Genomic DNA, 16,595 nt, shown 5'->3' with positions numbered 1-16,595 from the left:
ATAATTAAAAGCGCGGAACTGCCTGTTATTCTTTCTTGGCGGCCACCTTTACATACTTCTGCAAAAAGGCCAGTGTGGTATTATCAGTAGTGATCAGGTTTTCCTTTTTACGGAAGCCATGCCCTTCTTGCGGGTACACGATATATTCAACCGGTACGCCATTCTTTTTCACCCCGGCAGCTATCTCATCGCTTTCAATCTTTAATACGCGTACATCATTGGCACCCTGAAAAACCAGCAGCGGGTCTTTTATCTTGGTATAATTATACAAAGGCGATGTGTTTTTCAGCAGCACACTATCCTTAGTTTCAGGGTCGCCCATTTCAACATAAAGCGCGTCTTTAAACGAGGCCCAATACGGCGGTATGCTGCGCAGAGTACGCAGCCAGTTGGCCACACCAAACAGATCAACCCCGGCTTTAAACTCACCCGGATACATGCAAAGCGCATTAAGCACCATATTACCGCCATAACTACCACCATAAATAGCCACGGCATTGCTATCAATATAGTCCTGCTGACTTAACCATTTTTTTGCCCATACGCAATCTTTCAGATCGCCGTACCCGTGGTCGCGGTTATCCAATTTATAAAAAGCTTTGCCATAGCCGCTACTGCCACGGTTATTGATAGCCAGCACGGCATAACCATGATTTACCAAAAACTGGATGGAGTTATTGAAATTTTGTGTGCTTTGGCCACCCGGACCTCCATGCACCCACACCAGCGCGCCAACCTTATTATCGGCGCTGGCTTGCAATGGTTTATAGTAAATGGCCGGGATCTCTTTACCATCGAACGATTTCACGTGGATCACCTCCGCCGGAGCCAGATCATTTTCGTCGATAGCTTTATTTAATGATGAGGTAAGTTTTTTAAGTTCTTTATCCTCAAAATTATATACATATAAATTATCCGGACTGGTGCTGCTGCCTACCGAAAGCAAGGCTTTTTTTTCGCTTTTTGAAACCGAAGCATAAGTTACGCTGCCGCCCTTTATCTCGGGGAAATCAACCGGCTTATTAGTAGCATGATCAAACAGGATGATCTTGTTCTTGCCATCTTCGTTAATAGCGATGGTATGATACTTTTCGTTCTCGCTCAACTCAAACCATTGCACATCCCAATTGGTGCTGTACACTTTCTCTTTTGCGCCGGTTGAAATATTGTATTTTACCAGATAAGTAAAATCGCTGCCATCATTAGTGGTGTAGTAAAACGTATTGTTATCCTTTTCTATAACCTGCGGGTTCCATGCCGATTCGCTGCCATTACTTAATTGTTTAGTCGTTTTGGCTTTGATGTCGTACAGGTACAGTTCATTTTTATCGGTAGTGATGCTTTTGGTAAAACTGATATAGCGTTCATCCTTACTGATCACTATTGGCGTGGGAATATCATAACCCGAATCATTTTGAAATACCAGTGATGCTTTCCACGAAGCGGTATCCAGTTTATACAGATCAAAGAACTGCGGGTTGCGTTTATTGCTGGTTACGTATACCGATTTTTTATCGCCGCTCCAACCAACGAAAGCGTTTTTGCTGCCCGGCCATGGGGTAAGGTCTTTAGCGGTAGAATCGCCGATGGTGGCCAGGTATAAATGGTCGTTCTCGTCGCCGCCTTTGTTGCTGTAATAAAGAAATTGATTGGCACCTATATAATCGGCAGGATAAAAAGCATCCGTTTTTGATTTTGTGAGTGCTTTTGAGGTAGTATCGGCAATGTTAAGTTCGTACACGTTGAATATGCCCGTAGAGTTATTACCCGTCAATACGTGGGTTTCATCTTTACTAAAACCAGCCCCGAAAAGCGAGATGTTTTCGCGCAGCTGTTCGCTGGTGTACGGTTTAGGTGTGCGGGCTTCGGAACCATGTTGTTTACATGCCGAAAAAGCTGCAGCCAAAAAGCATGCAGCCAAAATTACATTGAACTTTCCCATAGTGATTAATAATTTAGATTTAAGCTAAAGGTATTGATTTTGTGCAATATACGTTAACACAATATTAATTACAAATAGTTATATCCGCATTATTTAATGAGAATTACCAACCCAAAACGAGATTCAAATAAGCATCACTTTTTGCCGGTGGTTAAATTAAATCCGGTGAATTTACCATAGCCTTCTTTTGGCCCGTAGCTACATTGGTACAGGCCAATTTGTAGTTTTACATTATTAAGATCGGGCCGTATAAACGGACTGCCGGGCAGCTCTTCCCACGTAAAACCGTCAGCACTGGCCCTTAGATGAAACACTTCACCGGTTTTTTGTATCTGGATGAATTGCTTATAAGCCCAGCCCGATTGGGTGTTGAACTGATTACGACGACCGCGTTGTAAATTAGTGACCAAATTACCGCATTTCCAGGCAGGGAAAACACCATTCTGAATGAGCGCTTCTGAAGATGGTTTATCTGTTGCATCCGGTGCTCTCCTTACCATTAAACCGGTCTCGTTGTTACCATTCACCTTTTGCGCGGCGAAACCCGTAATATCTGATACCCTTACCTGTGCCACAAAATCGCCGTTTACTTCTTTATAAATAAATGGACCAAGGGGCTGATTACCATCCCAATTGGTGCCTTTTGATTGTAGTTTTAACTGCTTACCGGCAACCTGTGCCACCGTTGCAGTTGCTGTATCGACAGCGCCTGTAAAACCGTCCCATTTGCCCGATCTGTAATCGGCATCTGTTTCAAAAGCATCCTTAAATACACTAAACTGATTAGCAGCGGTATTCACTTTACCCACACTTGCCCACGCCGATACATTGCCCAGGTTATCCTTCACTTTAAAGGTAAAATCATAAGTGTGATCGGGCTGTAGTTGGGTAGCGAGGAAATAAGGCTGATCTGTCCAGGCATTTAGCGTGTTACCCAGGATTTTATCTGTAAATAAATATTGCAGATTAGCATCACTTTCGGAGCTGGTGGCCATCATTTCCGCCATTGTTGGCGATATGGCCAGCGGCATCTTCTCAAATTTTACTGTGCCAGGTATTGGTGGGTGCAGGTTCTTTAACCAAAGATCATTGATCTCTATAATTTCTGCCGACCTTAAAACGCGGTTATATACGATCAGCTTGCTTATAGCGCCATCTATATTACTTATCTCGCCTTTTTCTACAGCTAAAAATATACTATTGATCTTTTTATAAAGCGCCGATTGCCTATCTGTCAAAGGCTTTTCATCTAAATAGATAACATCGGTATCATTAGTTTTTACTGCAAAATGCCAATATTGCCGCGCGGCTTTCGGATCGGTAAAATACAAAGTCATGGCTATGGTTGAGGGCTTACCTGTTTTTTGAAAATTTGCAATCTTTAACGTTTTTCCTTTGCTGAAATCAACCGCTATTTTACCCGCTACATCGCGAACAGCAGGCGTGTTGTTAGTTGTTGAGTTAAACTCGCCCCCGGCTGCACCGCTGTTTGCCCATGCCGGTAGGTTACCATAATTTAAAGCGGCTGCATCAAGGTAAACATCAATATCCGACGATTGCTTATTAACCGACATGCTTTTCACCACGGAATCGGGCAAGGCACCTGCAAATACCTTAAGCGAAGCTATCGCCCCATTAAAATAAGCCGATTGGTTAGTTTTTGAACCGATGATGAACTTTTCGGCCTGTTGCAAAAAGAGCATTTTTTGTTCGGAGTTATCCAGCTGCCCGTCGATAAATACCTTTTCTAAATTACCATCGAAGATAACAGCAACATCGTGCCACTCCCCTGCCCTGGGCGCATTTTTAAACGGAAAATCAGATACGCCAAAATGCTGCGCCGCTCCCCATGTTTGATTACTGCCTGCGCCAAATGTAGCGGCGGTATGGTCAGTTTCGCCCGATGTCCAGCTCAAAACGGGGTTGTCATCCTTAAGTTCGGGGTAGTAAACGGAATACAAAACAGAGAAGCTGTTGTTGCCCCAAAGCGAACGTGGCACTTCAAATGACGACTGTAATTGTTGTGTACCGTTAAAAACGATAGCTTTCTTGCCCTTGATAAGATCTACATAAGGCGGTTTACCTTCGGCGTTCCAGTTACCTGTGAGCTTACCATTGTTCACTATAGTTTTTACCGTTTCTCCCGGTTGAAATTTCGCTGCATCTATCGATACAAGTAATCCTTCGGGCGAAGTCGTCGTTGCACTCTCCTTCTTTACAGTTAGGTTTTCGGGTTGGATGGCCTTTGATTCGCTGCCAAACACCCTGATATTCCATACCGCTTTAAATAAACCGGGGTATTCGGTGTCAGTGATAATTAAACGCACGTATCGCGCCTTTGCGTCGCCCCTGTCAATCATCGGCGAACCATGCTGAACGTTTTTGGTACGGTCAGCAAAGGGCTGCCAGTTTTCGCCATCGGCAGATGTTTCTAATTTATATTGATAATACCATGTGGCGTATTCAAAATGGGTTTCAATTTGCTTAACGGCTTGTACGGTGCCCAGGTCAATAGTGAGCCATGCCGGTGACGCGTCATTTTTAGCCGGTTTCCAAACTGTTCCGTTATTATGATCGAGCGCGTAATCAGGCTTGTAATCATCACTGTAGAATGAGGAAGCGCTTACCTTTTTTCCGTAAGCCAGGTCGGGCCTTGTATCGGTCAGTTTTGCCAACGCGCCTACGCCTTCCTGTGTCGGGATGATCTTTTCGATATTGCCATCCTTATCAAAAACTATTTTATCGGCACACACTTGCCGGTGATACCCACCATTAGCATGCGGATTATTATGACGGTGATATACCATATAGAAATCCTTGCCCACCTGCACTATCGACTGATGCCCGGGCCCATGTATGGTTCCATCGGCATTGGTACTCAATACCGGGTTGTTTTTGCCGAACTCGAACGGACCCATCGGTCCGGTTTTACTGATGGCGTATTGCACCCTGTAGGTTTCATTTTCGCAGGCGCCCGATGAATAAGTAAGGTAATAGATGCCATTGCGCTTAAACATGAACGGGGCTTCAAAAAACTCTTTGGCAATGGTATTGGGTATTTTAGCCGTTTTTGCAAAGGAGTGCATATCGGCATTGAGCAAACCTACCCCGCAACCATGATCGGGATAAATGCCCCAAGTGCCCCAAAACATGTATACTTTGCCGTCATCATCTTTAAAAGCCTGCCCATCCAAAGTGATCACTCCCGGCACAAAATAATTGGTGATCATTGGTTTATTATCCGGCAACAACGGCGTCCAAGGCCCGGTAGGACTTGATGATGAAGCCCCATAAATATCAACCGGCTGGCAATAATACATGTAGTATTTATTATCGTTTGCCTTAATTACATCCGGTGCCCAATAGTAAAATGAGGTAGGCCAGTTCATGTCCTGCATGGTCCAGTTCACAAAATCTTTAGAGGTCCACACCTGCGATGGGCCGTGCCCGCCGCCATTACCGTCTGTAGTGGCATATATGTAAAAGGTATCGCCAAATTTCCGCACGGTCGGGTCGGCAAAGTAACCGGGGATAATGGGATTGCCGTTTCCCGCTGCATCGGCTGGTTTGCCCTGCCCTTTTGCAAAGCCACAAATAGCCAGTAAAACAACCTGTAACAGATATTTAAACATAGATTGTTTCATTTATTTAAGCTTTATTAAACGCACACCATGCGGCGGTATATTGAACGCTATACTTTTACCATTGTACGGAATGACTTGCTGTTTCCAAACATCTCGCATGGAACTTATATTCTTGATCTTCAAGTCAGCAGGGTTAAGTGTGTAAGTTGCATATTTACTATTCAGGTTAAAAATCCCTACGGCTGTACCACCATCTGCCAGCGGCTTAACCCAAATCTGGAATTTTCCATCATCGAATACCCTTTCGGCCTGCTTGCCCAGTTCGTCCTGATCAATGGCGATCACTTCCCTGTTCTTTAAAAGGTTGAGCGTAAAATCATCCAGTTTGCTCATATCGCAGCCAATAAGTAAGGGGGCTGATAGCAGGCTCCACAAACTGATATGCGTATATTGTTCGTAAGGCGTTAAGCCTGTTTGGTGCAGGTTTTCGCCCCAGCCTACCATGCCCAGTATCAGCATGTCGGGGTCGTTCCAGCCACCTGGACCAGCATATTTAGCGTTGTTTACCTGGCTGAAACCGATGCTGTACAAGCTCTCCCATGTATCTGTAATATCCTCGGTGGTGCGCCACAGGTTGCCGTTCATTTGTCGGCCCCACTTCCACACATCGCCAATACCATACTGGCAAATGCTGTAGATAATATCGCGGGGGTACTTTTTTAGCTCATTGCCCATTAGCTGGTAAGGCTTTTGCTGCGCGAAAAGCGTGGTATCACCGGCCGTATTGTCGGTGTAGCTGCAAAGATCATACTTCAAATAATCTACTCCCCACTTAAAGTAGGTGGCCATATCCTGCGTTTCGTGACCGAAAGAACCCAAATAACCACCGCAGGTTTTGGCCCCAGGCGACGAATAGATCCCAAAACGCAAACCTTCGTTATGCAATTCATCGCCCAATGCTTTCATATCCGGAAATTTCTCATTCGGAAGTATTTCGCCATCAGTGGCTCGGGCGGGTGCCTGCCAACCGTCGTCTACATTGATATAGCTCCAGCCGTAATCGGTAAGCTGCTTATCAATCATCGCTTTTGCCGAACTTTTAACTTTGTCTTCGCTTACATTTAAGCCCCAGCAGTTCCAGCTGTTCCAACCCATTGGCGGCGTTAAAGCGATGCCATCACCAGCTTTTATAGTGAATGTACCTTTGCTACTGCCGTATTGATTATTTACCTCAATCTGTAATTTATAATCGCCTGCTTTTGCCAGTTGGCCTGTAATAATACCCGTGGTTTTATCCAGCGTTAATCCATCCGGAAGGTTGCTAACCTTATAAGTAAGCGGACGAGCGCCACTAACAGGAATCCTGATAATTACCGGTGAACCGGGATGAACACCAACCAATGTGGGGCCGTTAATTACAGGTGTTGGCCTTTCTTGGGGAGTTAAAATGTAAGGCGCAATTTCTGCAAAAGCGGCTTTTTTACCGGATACCTTCTCGGTAAAACTATACTGTAATTTAATGCCTTCGCGGTGCGAAAAAATAACCGAAAATAGTTTGCTACTTAACGGCGCAAGCTTCACCTGAAACTGTTTCTTCTCGATAGCTTTGCCTGTAACGTCATCAATAATGCTGTAATTAAACACACCAGTTATAGTCGTGTTAAAAGAGTTTTGAAGCTGCAATTTGCGGACGCCTTTTTTACCGGTTAAAAATTTAATGGCCTGCTGGTTAAAGCGAATGCCATCAAATTTCTCTAACATATCAATAAAAGGTTCGCCCATAAAAATACCGCCCGAGCCGCCGCCATCATAAACCCGTATAGCAATAACATTCTCTTTATCCCATTTAATAATATCGCTATTGGCAGCTACATGATAATTGCGTACAGCGGGCCACTTGCTTTGATAGCCGCCTTTATCGGTAGGGAAAGCACCTGTTTTACCAATCAGTTTACCGTTCAAAAATGTTTCGTCGGCATCGTTTACGTGTGCCAGGTGAATACGCAGACTATCGCGCCAGTAAGCCTCCTTTTTTAACGACGACGGAATGACCACCTTTATGCGGTACCAGGCATACCCGTGATAATCCGGAAAGCCCTGGGTTTGCCACACTTCGCCTATTTTGGCGATTTTCCATTGGGCATCATCAAAACCCGGGCTTTTCCATTCCGGCTGATCGCCAGTGATGAATTTGCCGGTTTTCAGGTTGATGAATTTTCCGTTTTGGGCAAATGAGGTTCTTGCTGTTGTTACCAACAGCAGCAGTATAAGCAAGCGCGTAAAGTAAGTATATGATGATTTCAATAGACCAAGGTTTTATTGTCGCCCGTTATAAATGGCCGATCTTATTTAAAGGAAGTAAAGTTAGTTACTGCCGAGCGCTACAGCTCACCCGATTTTGCCCTGTTATGATCGTAATTTACCCTTTCGACTTAATATACAGCTCACCTGATTTTGCGCTAAACTCTTCACGTAAAATTATTTCTTTCAGCCCTATTCGTTTTAATTAGTATATTTGCGGCTCATTCCTTATTTGTTAATCTTTTAAATACCAAGGAATCATGACAGCGCAAATCCACATATCGCCCCTTTCGCTCATTGCCTAATAAGGCAGGCAAATACTGCATTTTATCGAGATAAATAAACGGTTGCTTTTTGGCTACCTGCTATTCTTTTGCCTGTCTTTTTACAGCGTCGGATTTTTCCTGTGAGCATTTTTTGTAAAGGGTATATCCTTACTCAAGGACGAACCGGGATCAATAATTAATTCATTTAGCACTAAAAGAAAAATCTGATGACTGAACGCATATCAACCTGCCGTGCAAAACCGGCATGCATTAATATTAATAATTTTCAGAAAACATCTCCGGGCACGGCATTAAAAAGCTCACCCGGAATTAGACATATAAACCCCAATGGGCAATTTAAGAACAAAAGATTTAAGTAAAATAGGTTATCATAACGATCAGCTGCGAAGCCTGGTGATCGGCATAGCCTCAAAAAATTTCAAACACCACAGTAAACAGCAATTGCTTGACCTGCTGGTGAATATTAACAACAATCCGGAAGCGTACCTGGAAGATGAACTAACATGCAGAATAGCCGAAAAAATAATAGGCAAGCCCGAAGAGCAAGCCTTTAAGGTTTATGACCTGCGTACCGAGCCTGTGTTTTGTAAAACTTACGGTGGCAAGGGTATTGAAGCATCGGCCAAAAAACAGATGGAACTGGCTAACCTGTTACCCGTAAGTGTACAGGGGGCACTAATGCCCGATGCCCACATGGGTTTCGGCTTGCCTATTGGCGGTGTATTAGCTACCGATAACGCGGTTATTCCGTATGCGGTAGGTATGGATATCGGCTGCCGGATGGCACTTTCTATTATTGATGAAAGCGATGCCTTTATTAAACGGTTCGACTATCAAATTAAGCAGGCCCTAAAAGCGCATACCCATTTTGGTATGGAAGGTGGGCTTGATGTAAGACAGGAACATGAAATACTGGACAACCAGGTGTTTAACGAGATCCCTTTTTTAAAACCGCTGCGCGGTAAGGCCGTAAGGCAATTAGGTACATCGGGTAGCGGAAACCACTTTGTTGAGTTTGGCGAGATAGAACTTTTGCCCGGCAACCAGTTAGGCTTACCGGCTAAAAAGTATGTAGCACTGTTATCGCATTCGGGCAGCCGCGGATTGGGTTCGGCTATAGCAAGACATTATACGCAAATTGCCATGAATACCTGTAAACTGCCGCGCCATGCGCAGCAACTGGCCTGGCTGGATATGAACAGCGAAGCCGGGCAGGAATACTGGCTTACCATGACACTGGCCGGCGATTATGCCAAAGCCTGTCACGACCGTATACATGCTAACCTGTTAAAAGCATTAGGCTTAGAGGCTTTGCATGTAGTTGAAAACCATCACAATTTTGCCTGGAAAGAAACACTTGCCAATGGCAAACAGGTGATCGTTCATCGTAAAGGGGCCACACCTGCGCACAAGGGCGAACTGGGTATTATTCCCGGCAGCATGACCACGCCTGCCTATCTCGTATCGGGCAAAGGCGCTGATCATGCCCTGCACTCTGCATCGCATGGGGCAGGTCGTGCAATGAGCAGACAAAAGGCGAAGGACAGCATGACAGTTTCAGCCATGAAAAAGCTGTTGAGCAGCGCTGATGTTACCCTGATTGGCGGTACAGTAGAAGAAAACCCGCTGGCTTACAAGGATATTGAAACCGTAATTGCCGCACAGCAGGAACTGGTGGATATACAGGGCAAGTTTTTTCCGCGCATTGTACGCATGAATAAGGAGTAGTGATGAAAAAGATGATGATTCAAATCACCGCAGGTAAAGGCCCGGCAGAATGTTGCCGGGTTGTAGCCTGCGTACAAAACCTGATGCTGAAACAGGCCAAACAACAAGGTATCGAATTAAATATCCTTGAAAATAATGCCGCTGAACTCAACGGAACATTGTTATCAGCCACCATGATGGCACAAGGCGATAACCTTGATGCCTTTGTAAAAGAGTGGGCGGGCACTATACAATGGATAGCGCAAAGCCCTTATCGTAAATTTCACAAGCGCAAAAACTGGTTTGTGGGCGTGGGTTGTTTTGATGTACAGCAACTCATGCAGTGGAACCCAAAGGATGTAAAGCTGGAAACCTGCCGCTCTTCCGGGCCGGGAGGCCAAAACGTGAACAAGGTAGAAACCGCTGTAAGAGGCACACACTTACCATCGGGTTTACAGGTAATGGCCATGGATACCCGTTCGCAGTTGGAGAATAAAAAGCTTTGTCTCGCGCGGTTAGAAGCCAAGGTAATGGTTTGGCAAACAGCCCAAATTATGGAGCAGCAACAAAACCAATGGGAACAACACCATTCGCTCGAACGGGGTAATCCTGTTAAAACTATTAAGGCGAGTTTGTTTTAATAATAGCCCTCAAACAAAGCAGGCCGCTCTTATAAAAAGCGGCCTGTTTGTTATCTTATTATGGATGATCGACTATTCCGATACCGAAAAAGGCCTGTCCTCCTGCCCTATACTGCGGGTCGTTTCCGGCTTATTGCCCATGGTGAGGTTAAAGCTGCCGCCATTGTTGATATCACCATAAGTAAGGTAATTACGTGTATAGGCTTTACCATTCAATAAAGCCGATTGGATGTATACATTATCGCGATTATTATTTTTCGCGTCGATAACGAATTTCTTACCATTCTCCAGCGTAATGGTGGCTTTGGTGAATACCGGGCTGCCCACCACGTACTGATCGGTACCGGGGCAAACACTGTATATACCCAAAGCGCTCAATACATACCATGATGAAGTTTGGCCCTGGTCTTCATCGCCTGGGTAACCATTTTCAGTTGAATTGTACAGTTTGGCCATAATGTTGCGAAGATGATATTGCGATTTCCAGGGTTGGCCGGCGTAGTTATATAAATAGCCCATGTGCTGTATTGGCTGATTACCGTGCGCGTATTGGCCCATATTGATCATTACCATCTCTGTCATTTCGTGGATAGGGCCACCATAAGTACCTACTTTATAATTGTTTGGCACGGTAAATACCGAATCTAACCGGTTCACAAAATTCTTTTCGCCGCCCATTAATTTTATGAGGCCTTTTATATCATGAAAAACCGACCATTGCCAATGCCAGGCATTACCTTCCGTAAACGGACCACCCCACTCTATCGGGTCGAAATTTGTTGACCATTGGCCATTTACATCCCTGCCCTGCATAAAGGTGCTGGCCGGGTTATAAACGTTTTTGTAATTGAACATTTGGCGGGCAAAAATATCCTTGTAATAATCGTTACCTGTCATTTTAGCCAACTCATAGCCACAAAAATCGTCATAAGCATACTCCAGTGTTTTGGCGGTAGCTTCACGATATTGCGGGTACGGCACATAGCCCATGCTGTAGTATTCTTTCCAGCCGTGCCGGCCATTAGCAGGTCCCCATGGGCCTTTGTTGGTGGCCTCGTGCAGGTAAGCCTGCAAGGCCTCTTTGGCATCGAAACTTCTTATACCTTTAGCCCAGGCATCGGCCAGTAAAGAGATGGCGTGGTTACCTATCATGCTCCCCCCTTCACCCGGGAACGACCACGAAGGTAGCCAGCCGCATTGTTGCTGAGCGGCCAGCAGCGCCTGCATATATTGCCCATGCATTTTAGGGTACATCAACACATTAAGCGGAAACTGCGCTCTGAAGGTATCCCAAAAACCTGTATCGGTATACATGTAGCCCTTATGGATCTTCCCGTCATACGGACTATAATAATAAGGTTCGCCATTGGCATCGTACTCAAAAAACTGGCGCGAGAACAAGCTCGCCCTAAAGAAACAGCTGTAAAAAGTAGCCCGTTCTTCTTCTGTACCGCCTTCCACCAGTATCCGGTTCAGGTGTTTATTCCATACTTTGCCTGCCGCCAGCTTAGTTGCTTCTATATTTTTATCGTTGCCCAGTTCGCGTTTCAGGTTAAGCGTTGCTTGCTCGGGGCTGATGTATGATGAAGCTACCTTAGCCTGCACTACCGTGCCCGGCTTAAACTGCACATATATGCCTACGTTGCGCCCCTGTATATTGTAGGATGCCGCGGTTGTTTTATCATCACCCTTACGCCATGTACCGCCGGTAATAAAAGACTTGTCAAAAACTATCTCAAAGTAACTTTTCAGGCTATCGGGAAGGCCACGGCCATTGTGTACGTAGCCTGTAATTTTACGTTCGGCCTGGTTAATCTTTATATTAGCTACACCTGTGTATCCGTCAAGTACTAAGTAGCTGTTGTACGCTTTAGGAAAGCTAAAGCGCAGGTGTGCACCACGCTCGCTGGGTGAAATTTCGGTAGTGATGCCGTTATCCAGCTTTACACGATAATAATTAGGTTTGGCCACTTCATTTTCGTGACTAAATTTAGCGGCGCGTTCATCTTCGTTCACCGTTAAGTTGCCTGTTACCGGCATTAGCGAAAACACGCAGTAATCATTGGTCCACGAGCTGCATTGGTGTGCTTGCTGAAACCCGCGAATAGTGGTTTTAGCGTACTGATATTTCCATCCGTCGCCATTCTTACCGGTTTGCGGGGTCCAGGTGTGCATGCCAAATGGCAACGCTGTAGTTGGATAAGTGTTACCCCGGGTTAGTTTAAACTCGGAATTAGTACCCTGCAAGGTATTTACATAATGAACCAGATCTGTTGTTTGGGCCGACGACCTTAAAGCAGCAAATAAAAAGGCGACCGCTAAAATTTTGAATTTCATAGGCAGATGTATGTGTAATGTGTTTAGATGATTGGTATGCTTACCATGTCAAATTTACATTTATTCTATTAGCCTTGTTATCAAATTTCAGGTAAAATATTGATGACGAAATATGACGAAACCTGTCTATCGCAAAGCATCCTTACGGATACGGCTCAACGATTGCGGCGTTATTTGCAGGTACGAGGCAATGTATTGCTGCGGCACGCTCAAAGCCAGATCGGGATAACGTTTTATAAACTCCAGGTATCTCTGTTTGGCAGTACCAAAAAGTAAAAAATCGTTATCCTTTATTTTATTGATCAGTGCGGCTTCGGTAAGGCTTTTAGTAAGGATGAATAACTTGGGGACTTCCTCTGTGATACGCTGCCATTCGGCCCTGCTTGTAATCAATATACGGGCATCTGTTACAGCCTGCATACCCTCATTAGTGGGCTTATTATCATAAAAGCTCTCAATATGCATCATAAACTGATTTTTACGCATAAAATATTTGGTAGCTTCTTCCATTTCGCCATTAGCAATATACAGCCTGAACACGCCTTCATCAATAAAACCAAGCTGGTTTGCTATTTGGCCGGGCATAAAAAAGTGATCGCCGGGTTTTAGTATACGTACCTCGAATACAGCGGCAACGCGCGCTATCTCTTCCGCGCCTAAAATACCACCAAAACTTAAAGCCCTGCTCAAATTTTCCATCACCTTATTATTTCATCACTATTTAACCAGGCCCAAACCAATCAAGCTTTCGGCACAGGCTATTACAGCTTCGTTATTATCTATGGGCTGCCAGTGCAGCATTCGCTTTGCTTTGTTGCTGTTGGCACGCCTTTGTTTACCCAGATCAAGCAATGCAGGTGCCAGCGCTTTTTCAAACCAACTTAATACCCGTGTTAAAAAATCAGGTAAAATACGCTGTGGTATTTTCCTGCCGGGATATTTCGCCTTCAATATTGCCGCCACATCGCCGAAAGATAAGAAACCTGCCGAACTTAAAAAACGTTCACCGGCTGCTTCGGGCATTTCCATGCTCCGCATCAGCATATCGGCAACAGAGCGTACATCTACAATGTCAAACCCAATACCTGGTACCGCAGGCATACTGCCATCCAGCATTTTTAAAACAATATTGGCCGATGTGCCGAAGTCATTTTCAAGTACCGGCCCCAATATAGCGCCGGGTAAAACTGTAACCAGTTCCAGTCCGCTTTTATCAGTTTTAATAAAATCCCAGGCGGCTTTTTCAGCTATTGTTTTGCTGCGGAAATATGGTGTGGTATCATCGCGATTGGTATCATCAGTCCAAACGGTTTCATCGAAGGTGCCGCTTTCTTTACCCTTAGGTTTGCCGTATAATACCGTGCTCGACGAGGAGGTGATCACCACGCGCTTTACACCGTTGGCGGCCGCGGCTTTCAATATAAACAGCACGCCGTTTTTTGCCGGAATAATAAGTTCATCTTCATGCTTGGGTAATTCCCTCGGGAAGGGCGATGCCACATGCTGAACAAAATCAATGCCTTTGGTGAGTTGCTGCCAAACTTTTTCATCTGAAAGTTCGGCCTGTGCGAAACTAAGGTTATTGATATTGGAAGTATGCCCTGCTATGATCTTTTTGATCTCATCGGCACGTTTTATATCTCTGAGGGTACCAACTACTTCATAACCCTTATTTAACAATTGAATAGCGGTATGCGAACCCAGGAAACCGGAAATACCGGTCAGTAATACTTTTCCTTTCATGGTAATAAATTTATACCATAAAGGTAGCCTGACCTTTTCGCTTACGCGGTTAACAATTGGTAAGAAAACCAAATAGTTACCGCTTATAAAATGTGCATTATCCTGATATAGCCAGTAACCAGTCCAGTTCGGGACCGCTGGCTTGAGGCGGCAAAGCTTTAGCGTAAGGCTTACCCACCAAACGTATGTTTTGTGTTGAAGACAGTCCGTGCAAACTAACCGTTCTTCTTTCGTGGCCTGATTCATTAGTGCCTAAAAGACTATATGCTTCTTCAGAGATCACCATGTCGTTATTATACTGCTTGGTAGCGGCCTGTAAACGCGCGGCTATATTTACCGGCAAACCCATTACTGTTAAACGCTCCCTTTCATCCAGTCCGAATTGCCCTACCACCACATTACCGGCATGCATGCCTATACCAATCTCTAACGGATTGTTATAATACGGCACGGCATAAGCCTCGTTAAACATGTTGAGGGTTTCAAACATCAGCTTTGCCGATTGAAAGGCGTGTGCCGCGGCATCGCGGATGCTGGTTTGCAGACCGAAAACAGCATAAAGGCTATCCCCTGCCGTTTCAACCACTTTGCCTTTAAATTTACTTACAATACCATTGAACACGGTAAATAAGCGGCGTACAACCTGTATCACCTCCATTGCAGGACGCGATTCCATCAGACTGCTAAAGTTGCGGATGTCTAAAAACAATATAGCAAGTTCTTCTTCGCGATCGGCCACGCGCAGTTGTTTGTTATCCTGAAAATTATCAAGCAGCCCCTCTATTAGTTGCGGGCAGCAGTTGGCTAATGACTCTTTTTCAACAGGTTTACCGTTTGAAACGATGCCCTGGTTATCTGTGGTATAATTATTTTCCATACGGTTAAAATCGTGAGTGTTTAGTTAGATAGACGCAAAGCTCATCAAAACATTTTATTAAAAATGCAGATAATAATTACCTGATGTTTCTATGACGAGAATTGGATTTTCGGGTGACAAAAGACTTATTAGAAGCTTCGATGAGGTCCGACTTATACACAATTTATTTACCCCACGGCGTTTTTTGCTATACTTGCAGCATGATCGAGTTATTTACAGATGGTGCTTCGAGCGGCAACCCGGGACCGGGTGGCTACGGGGCAATTTTACGTTCGGGCAAGCATTATAAAGAACTCTCTGCCGGGTACCGTAAAACCACCAATAACCGTATGGAACTGATGGCTGTAATTAAGGGGCTTGAAGCCTTAAAAAGCCCTAACCAAACAGTGACCGTTTACTCCGATTCAAAATACGTTATCGACTCTATTGAAAAAAAATGGGTTTACGGCTGGGTACAAAAAGGCTTTAAAGATAAAAAGAACAAAGATCTTTGGCTGCGTTACCTCGAACTAAGCAAACTCCATAATATCCGCTTTGTATGGGTAAAAGGCCATGCCGGTCACCCCGAAAATGAGCGCTGTGATCAGCTTGCCGTAGCAGCGGGCAAACAAAAAGACCTGCTTATCGATAGTGTATTTGAGGTAGAGAACGCCAAGGTAAACCTGCTATAGTTATTTGGCCAGTTCGATAATTTGTAAATCTTTTATTTTATCGGCATCAATATTAAACCGCACCAGCGTACGCACCTTTTGCCAGCCATGTTTACCGGCTGCTCCCGGGTTGATGTGCAGGCAACTGATCTTTTTATCGTATATCACCTTCAGTATATGTGAGTGCCCGCAGATGAATAATTGCGGCGGGTTAGTATAAATTTCGTTACGGATAGCAGGATTGTACTTATCCGGGTAACCACCAATGTGCGTCATCCAAACATCTATATCCTCACATTTGAAGCGCAGGTGTTCGGGGCAAACCTGCCTTACATCTTTGCCATCAATATTGCCATACACACCTTTAAACGGTTTAAAGGCAGCCAGCTTATCCACTACTTCAATATTACCAAAATCACCGGCATGCCATATCTCGTCGCAGTTTTCAAAATGTTTAAATACCGCGTCGTCAAGATAGCTGTGTGTGTCTGATATTAAGCCGATAGATGTCATTTTATAAAAGATA

At 44.7% G+C, this 16,595-nt stretch carries 11 protein-coding genes; 3 read left to right on the top strand and 8 right to left on the bottom strand.

Going from position 1 to position 16,595, the window contains the following annotated elements; all coding sequences use genetic code 11:
- Positions 1-25: 25 nt before the first annotated feature.
- From AC07NA_RS02010 to AC07NA_RS02000, 3 genes are all read right to left on the bottom strand, one after another.
- Complete coding sequence (locus AC07NA_RS02010) at positions 26-1,942, bottom strand: alpha/beta hydrolase family protein (RefSeq protein ID WP_494895235.1); 1,917 nt, start codon at positions 1,940-1,942, stop codon at positions 26-28.
- Positions 1,943-2,076: 134 nt separating this feature from the next.
- Positions 2,077-5,586 (bottom strand): family 43 glycosylhydrolase, encoded by a 3,510-nt coding sequence (locus AC07NA_RS02005; RefSeq protein WP_494895233.1) that lies wholly within the window; start codon positions 5,584-5,586, stop codon positions 2,077-2,079.
- Positions 5,587-7,830 carry a putative Ig domain-containing protein gene (locus tag AC07NA_RS02000; protein ID WP_494895231.1) on the bottom strand — a complete coding sequence of 748 codons (2,244 nt, stop codon included), beginning with the start codon at positions 7,828-7,830 and terminating at the stop codon, positions 5,587-5,589.
- A gap of 611 nt (positions 7,831-8,441) precedes the next feature.
- Between AC07NA_RS02000 and AC07NA_RS01995 the strand changes: the two genes are divergently transcribed.
- Complete coding sequence (locus AC07NA_RS01995) at positions 8,442-9,842, top strand: RtcB family protein (RefSeq protein ID WP_494895229.1); 1,401 nt, start codon at positions 8,442-8,444, stop codon at positions 9,840-9,842.
- 11 nt (positions 9,843-9,853) lie between these two features.
- The gene (gene prfH, locus AC07NA_RS01990; protein ID WP_494895227.1) at positions 9,854-10,462 is read left to right on the top strand and encodes a peptide chain release factor H; all 609 of its coding nucleotides are present in this window, start codon (positions 9,854-9,856) and stop codon (positions 10,460-10,462) included.
- 72 nt (positions 10,463-10,534) lie between these two features.
- On the opposite strand, the gene AC07NA_RS01985 is transcribed toward prfH, so the two are convergent.
- From AC07NA_RS01985 to AC07NA_RS01970, 4 genes are all read right to left on the bottom strand, one after another.
- Complete coding sequence (locus AC07NA_RS01985) at positions 10,535-12,799, bottom strand: GH92 family glycosyl hydrolase (protein WP_494895225.1); 2,265 nt, start codon at positions 12,797-12,799, stop codon at positions 10,535-10,537.
- A 126-nt stretch (positions 12,800-12,925) separates the two neighbouring features.
- On the bottom strand, positions 12,926-13,498 hold the full coding sequence (locus AC07NA_RS01980) for a Crp/Fnr family transcriptional regulator (protein ID WP_494895224.1): 573 nt from the start codon (positions 13,496-13,498) through the stop codon (positions 12,926-12,928).
- 18 nt (positions 13,499-13,516) lie between these two features.
- Positions 13,517-14,542: an SDR family oxidoreductase gene (locus AC07NA_RS01975; RefSeq protein WP_494895222.1), complete on the bottom strand. Its 1,026-nt coding sequence runs from the start codon at positions 14,540-14,542 to the stop codon at positions 13,517-13,519.
- 97 nt (positions 14,543-14,639) lie between these two features.
- Positions 14,640-15,419 carry an adenylate/guanylate cyclase domain-containing protein gene (locus AC07NA_RS01970; protein ID WP_494895220.1) on the bottom strand — a complete coding sequence of 260 codons (780 nt, stop codon included), beginning with the start codon at positions 15,417-15,419 and terminating at the stop codon, positions 14,640-14,642.
- Between the two features lie 200 nt (positions 15,420-15,619).
- On the opposite strand from AC07NA_RS01970, the gene rnhA reads away from it, so the two are divergent.
- Positions 15,620-16,090, top strand: coding sequence for a ribonuclease HI (gene rnhA, locus AC07NA_RS01965; RefSeq protein ID WP_345209473.1), 471 nt, complete (start codon positions 15,620-15,622; stop codon positions 16,088-16,090).
- Here the strand turns inward: rnhA and AC07NA_RS01960 are convergent, their stop codons facing one another.
- A complete protein-coding gene (locus tag AC07NA_RS01960; protein ID WP_494895218.1) occupies positions 16,091-16,582 on the bottom strand; it encodes a metallophosphoesterase family protein in 492 nt (163 codons plus the stop codon).
- Between the last annotated feature and the right edge of the window lie 13 nt (positions 16,583-16,595).

The sequence above is a fragment of the Mucilaginibacter sp. GW821-FHT07G05 genome (genome assembly GCF_059418565.1).
The sequence above is the reverse complement of the archived record's forward strand: the minus strand, read 5'-3'. Positions and strand labels throughout refer to the sequence as shown.

Coding starts and splice junctions, on each gene's coding strand:
- AC07NA_RS01975 (WP_494895222.1), bottom strand. CDS start 14,542: ATGAAAGGAAAAGTATTACTGACCGGTATTTCCGGTTTCCTGGGTTCG.
- AC07NA_RS01985 (WP_494895225.1), bottom strand. CDS start 12,799: ATGAAATTCAAAATTTTAGCGGTCGCCTTTTTATTTGCTGCTTTAAGG.
- rnhA (WP_345209473.1), top strand. CDS start 15,620: ATGATCGAGTTATTTACAGATGGTGCTTCGAGCGGCAACCCGGGACCG.
- AC07NA_RS02010 (WP_494895235.1), bottom strand. CDS start 1,942: ATGGGAAAGTTCAATGTAATTTTGGCTGCATGCTTTTTGGCTGCAGCT.
- AC07NA_RS01995 (WP_494895229.1), top strand. CDS start 8,442: ATGGGCAATTTAAGAACAAAAGATTTAAGTAAAATAGGTTATCATAAC.
- AC07NA_RS02005 (WP_494895233.1), bottom strand. CDS start 5,586: ATGAAACAATCTATGTTTAAATATCTGTTACAGGTTGTTTTACTGGCT.
- AC07NA_RS01980 (WP_494895224.1), bottom strand. CDS start 13,498: ATGGAAAATTTGAGCAGGGCTTTAAGTTTTGGTGGTATTTTAGGCGCG.
- AC07NA_RS01970 (WP_494895220.1), bottom strand. CDS start 15,419: ATGGAAAATAATTATACCACAGATAACCAGGGCATCGTTTCAAACGGT.
- AC07NA_RS01960 (WP_494895218.1), bottom strand. CDS start 16,582: ATGACATCTATCGGCTTAATATCAGACACACACAGCTATCTTGACGAC.
- prfH (WP_494895227.1), top strand. CDS start 9,854: ATGATGATTCAAATCACCGCAGGTAAAGGCCCGGCAGAATGTTGCCGG.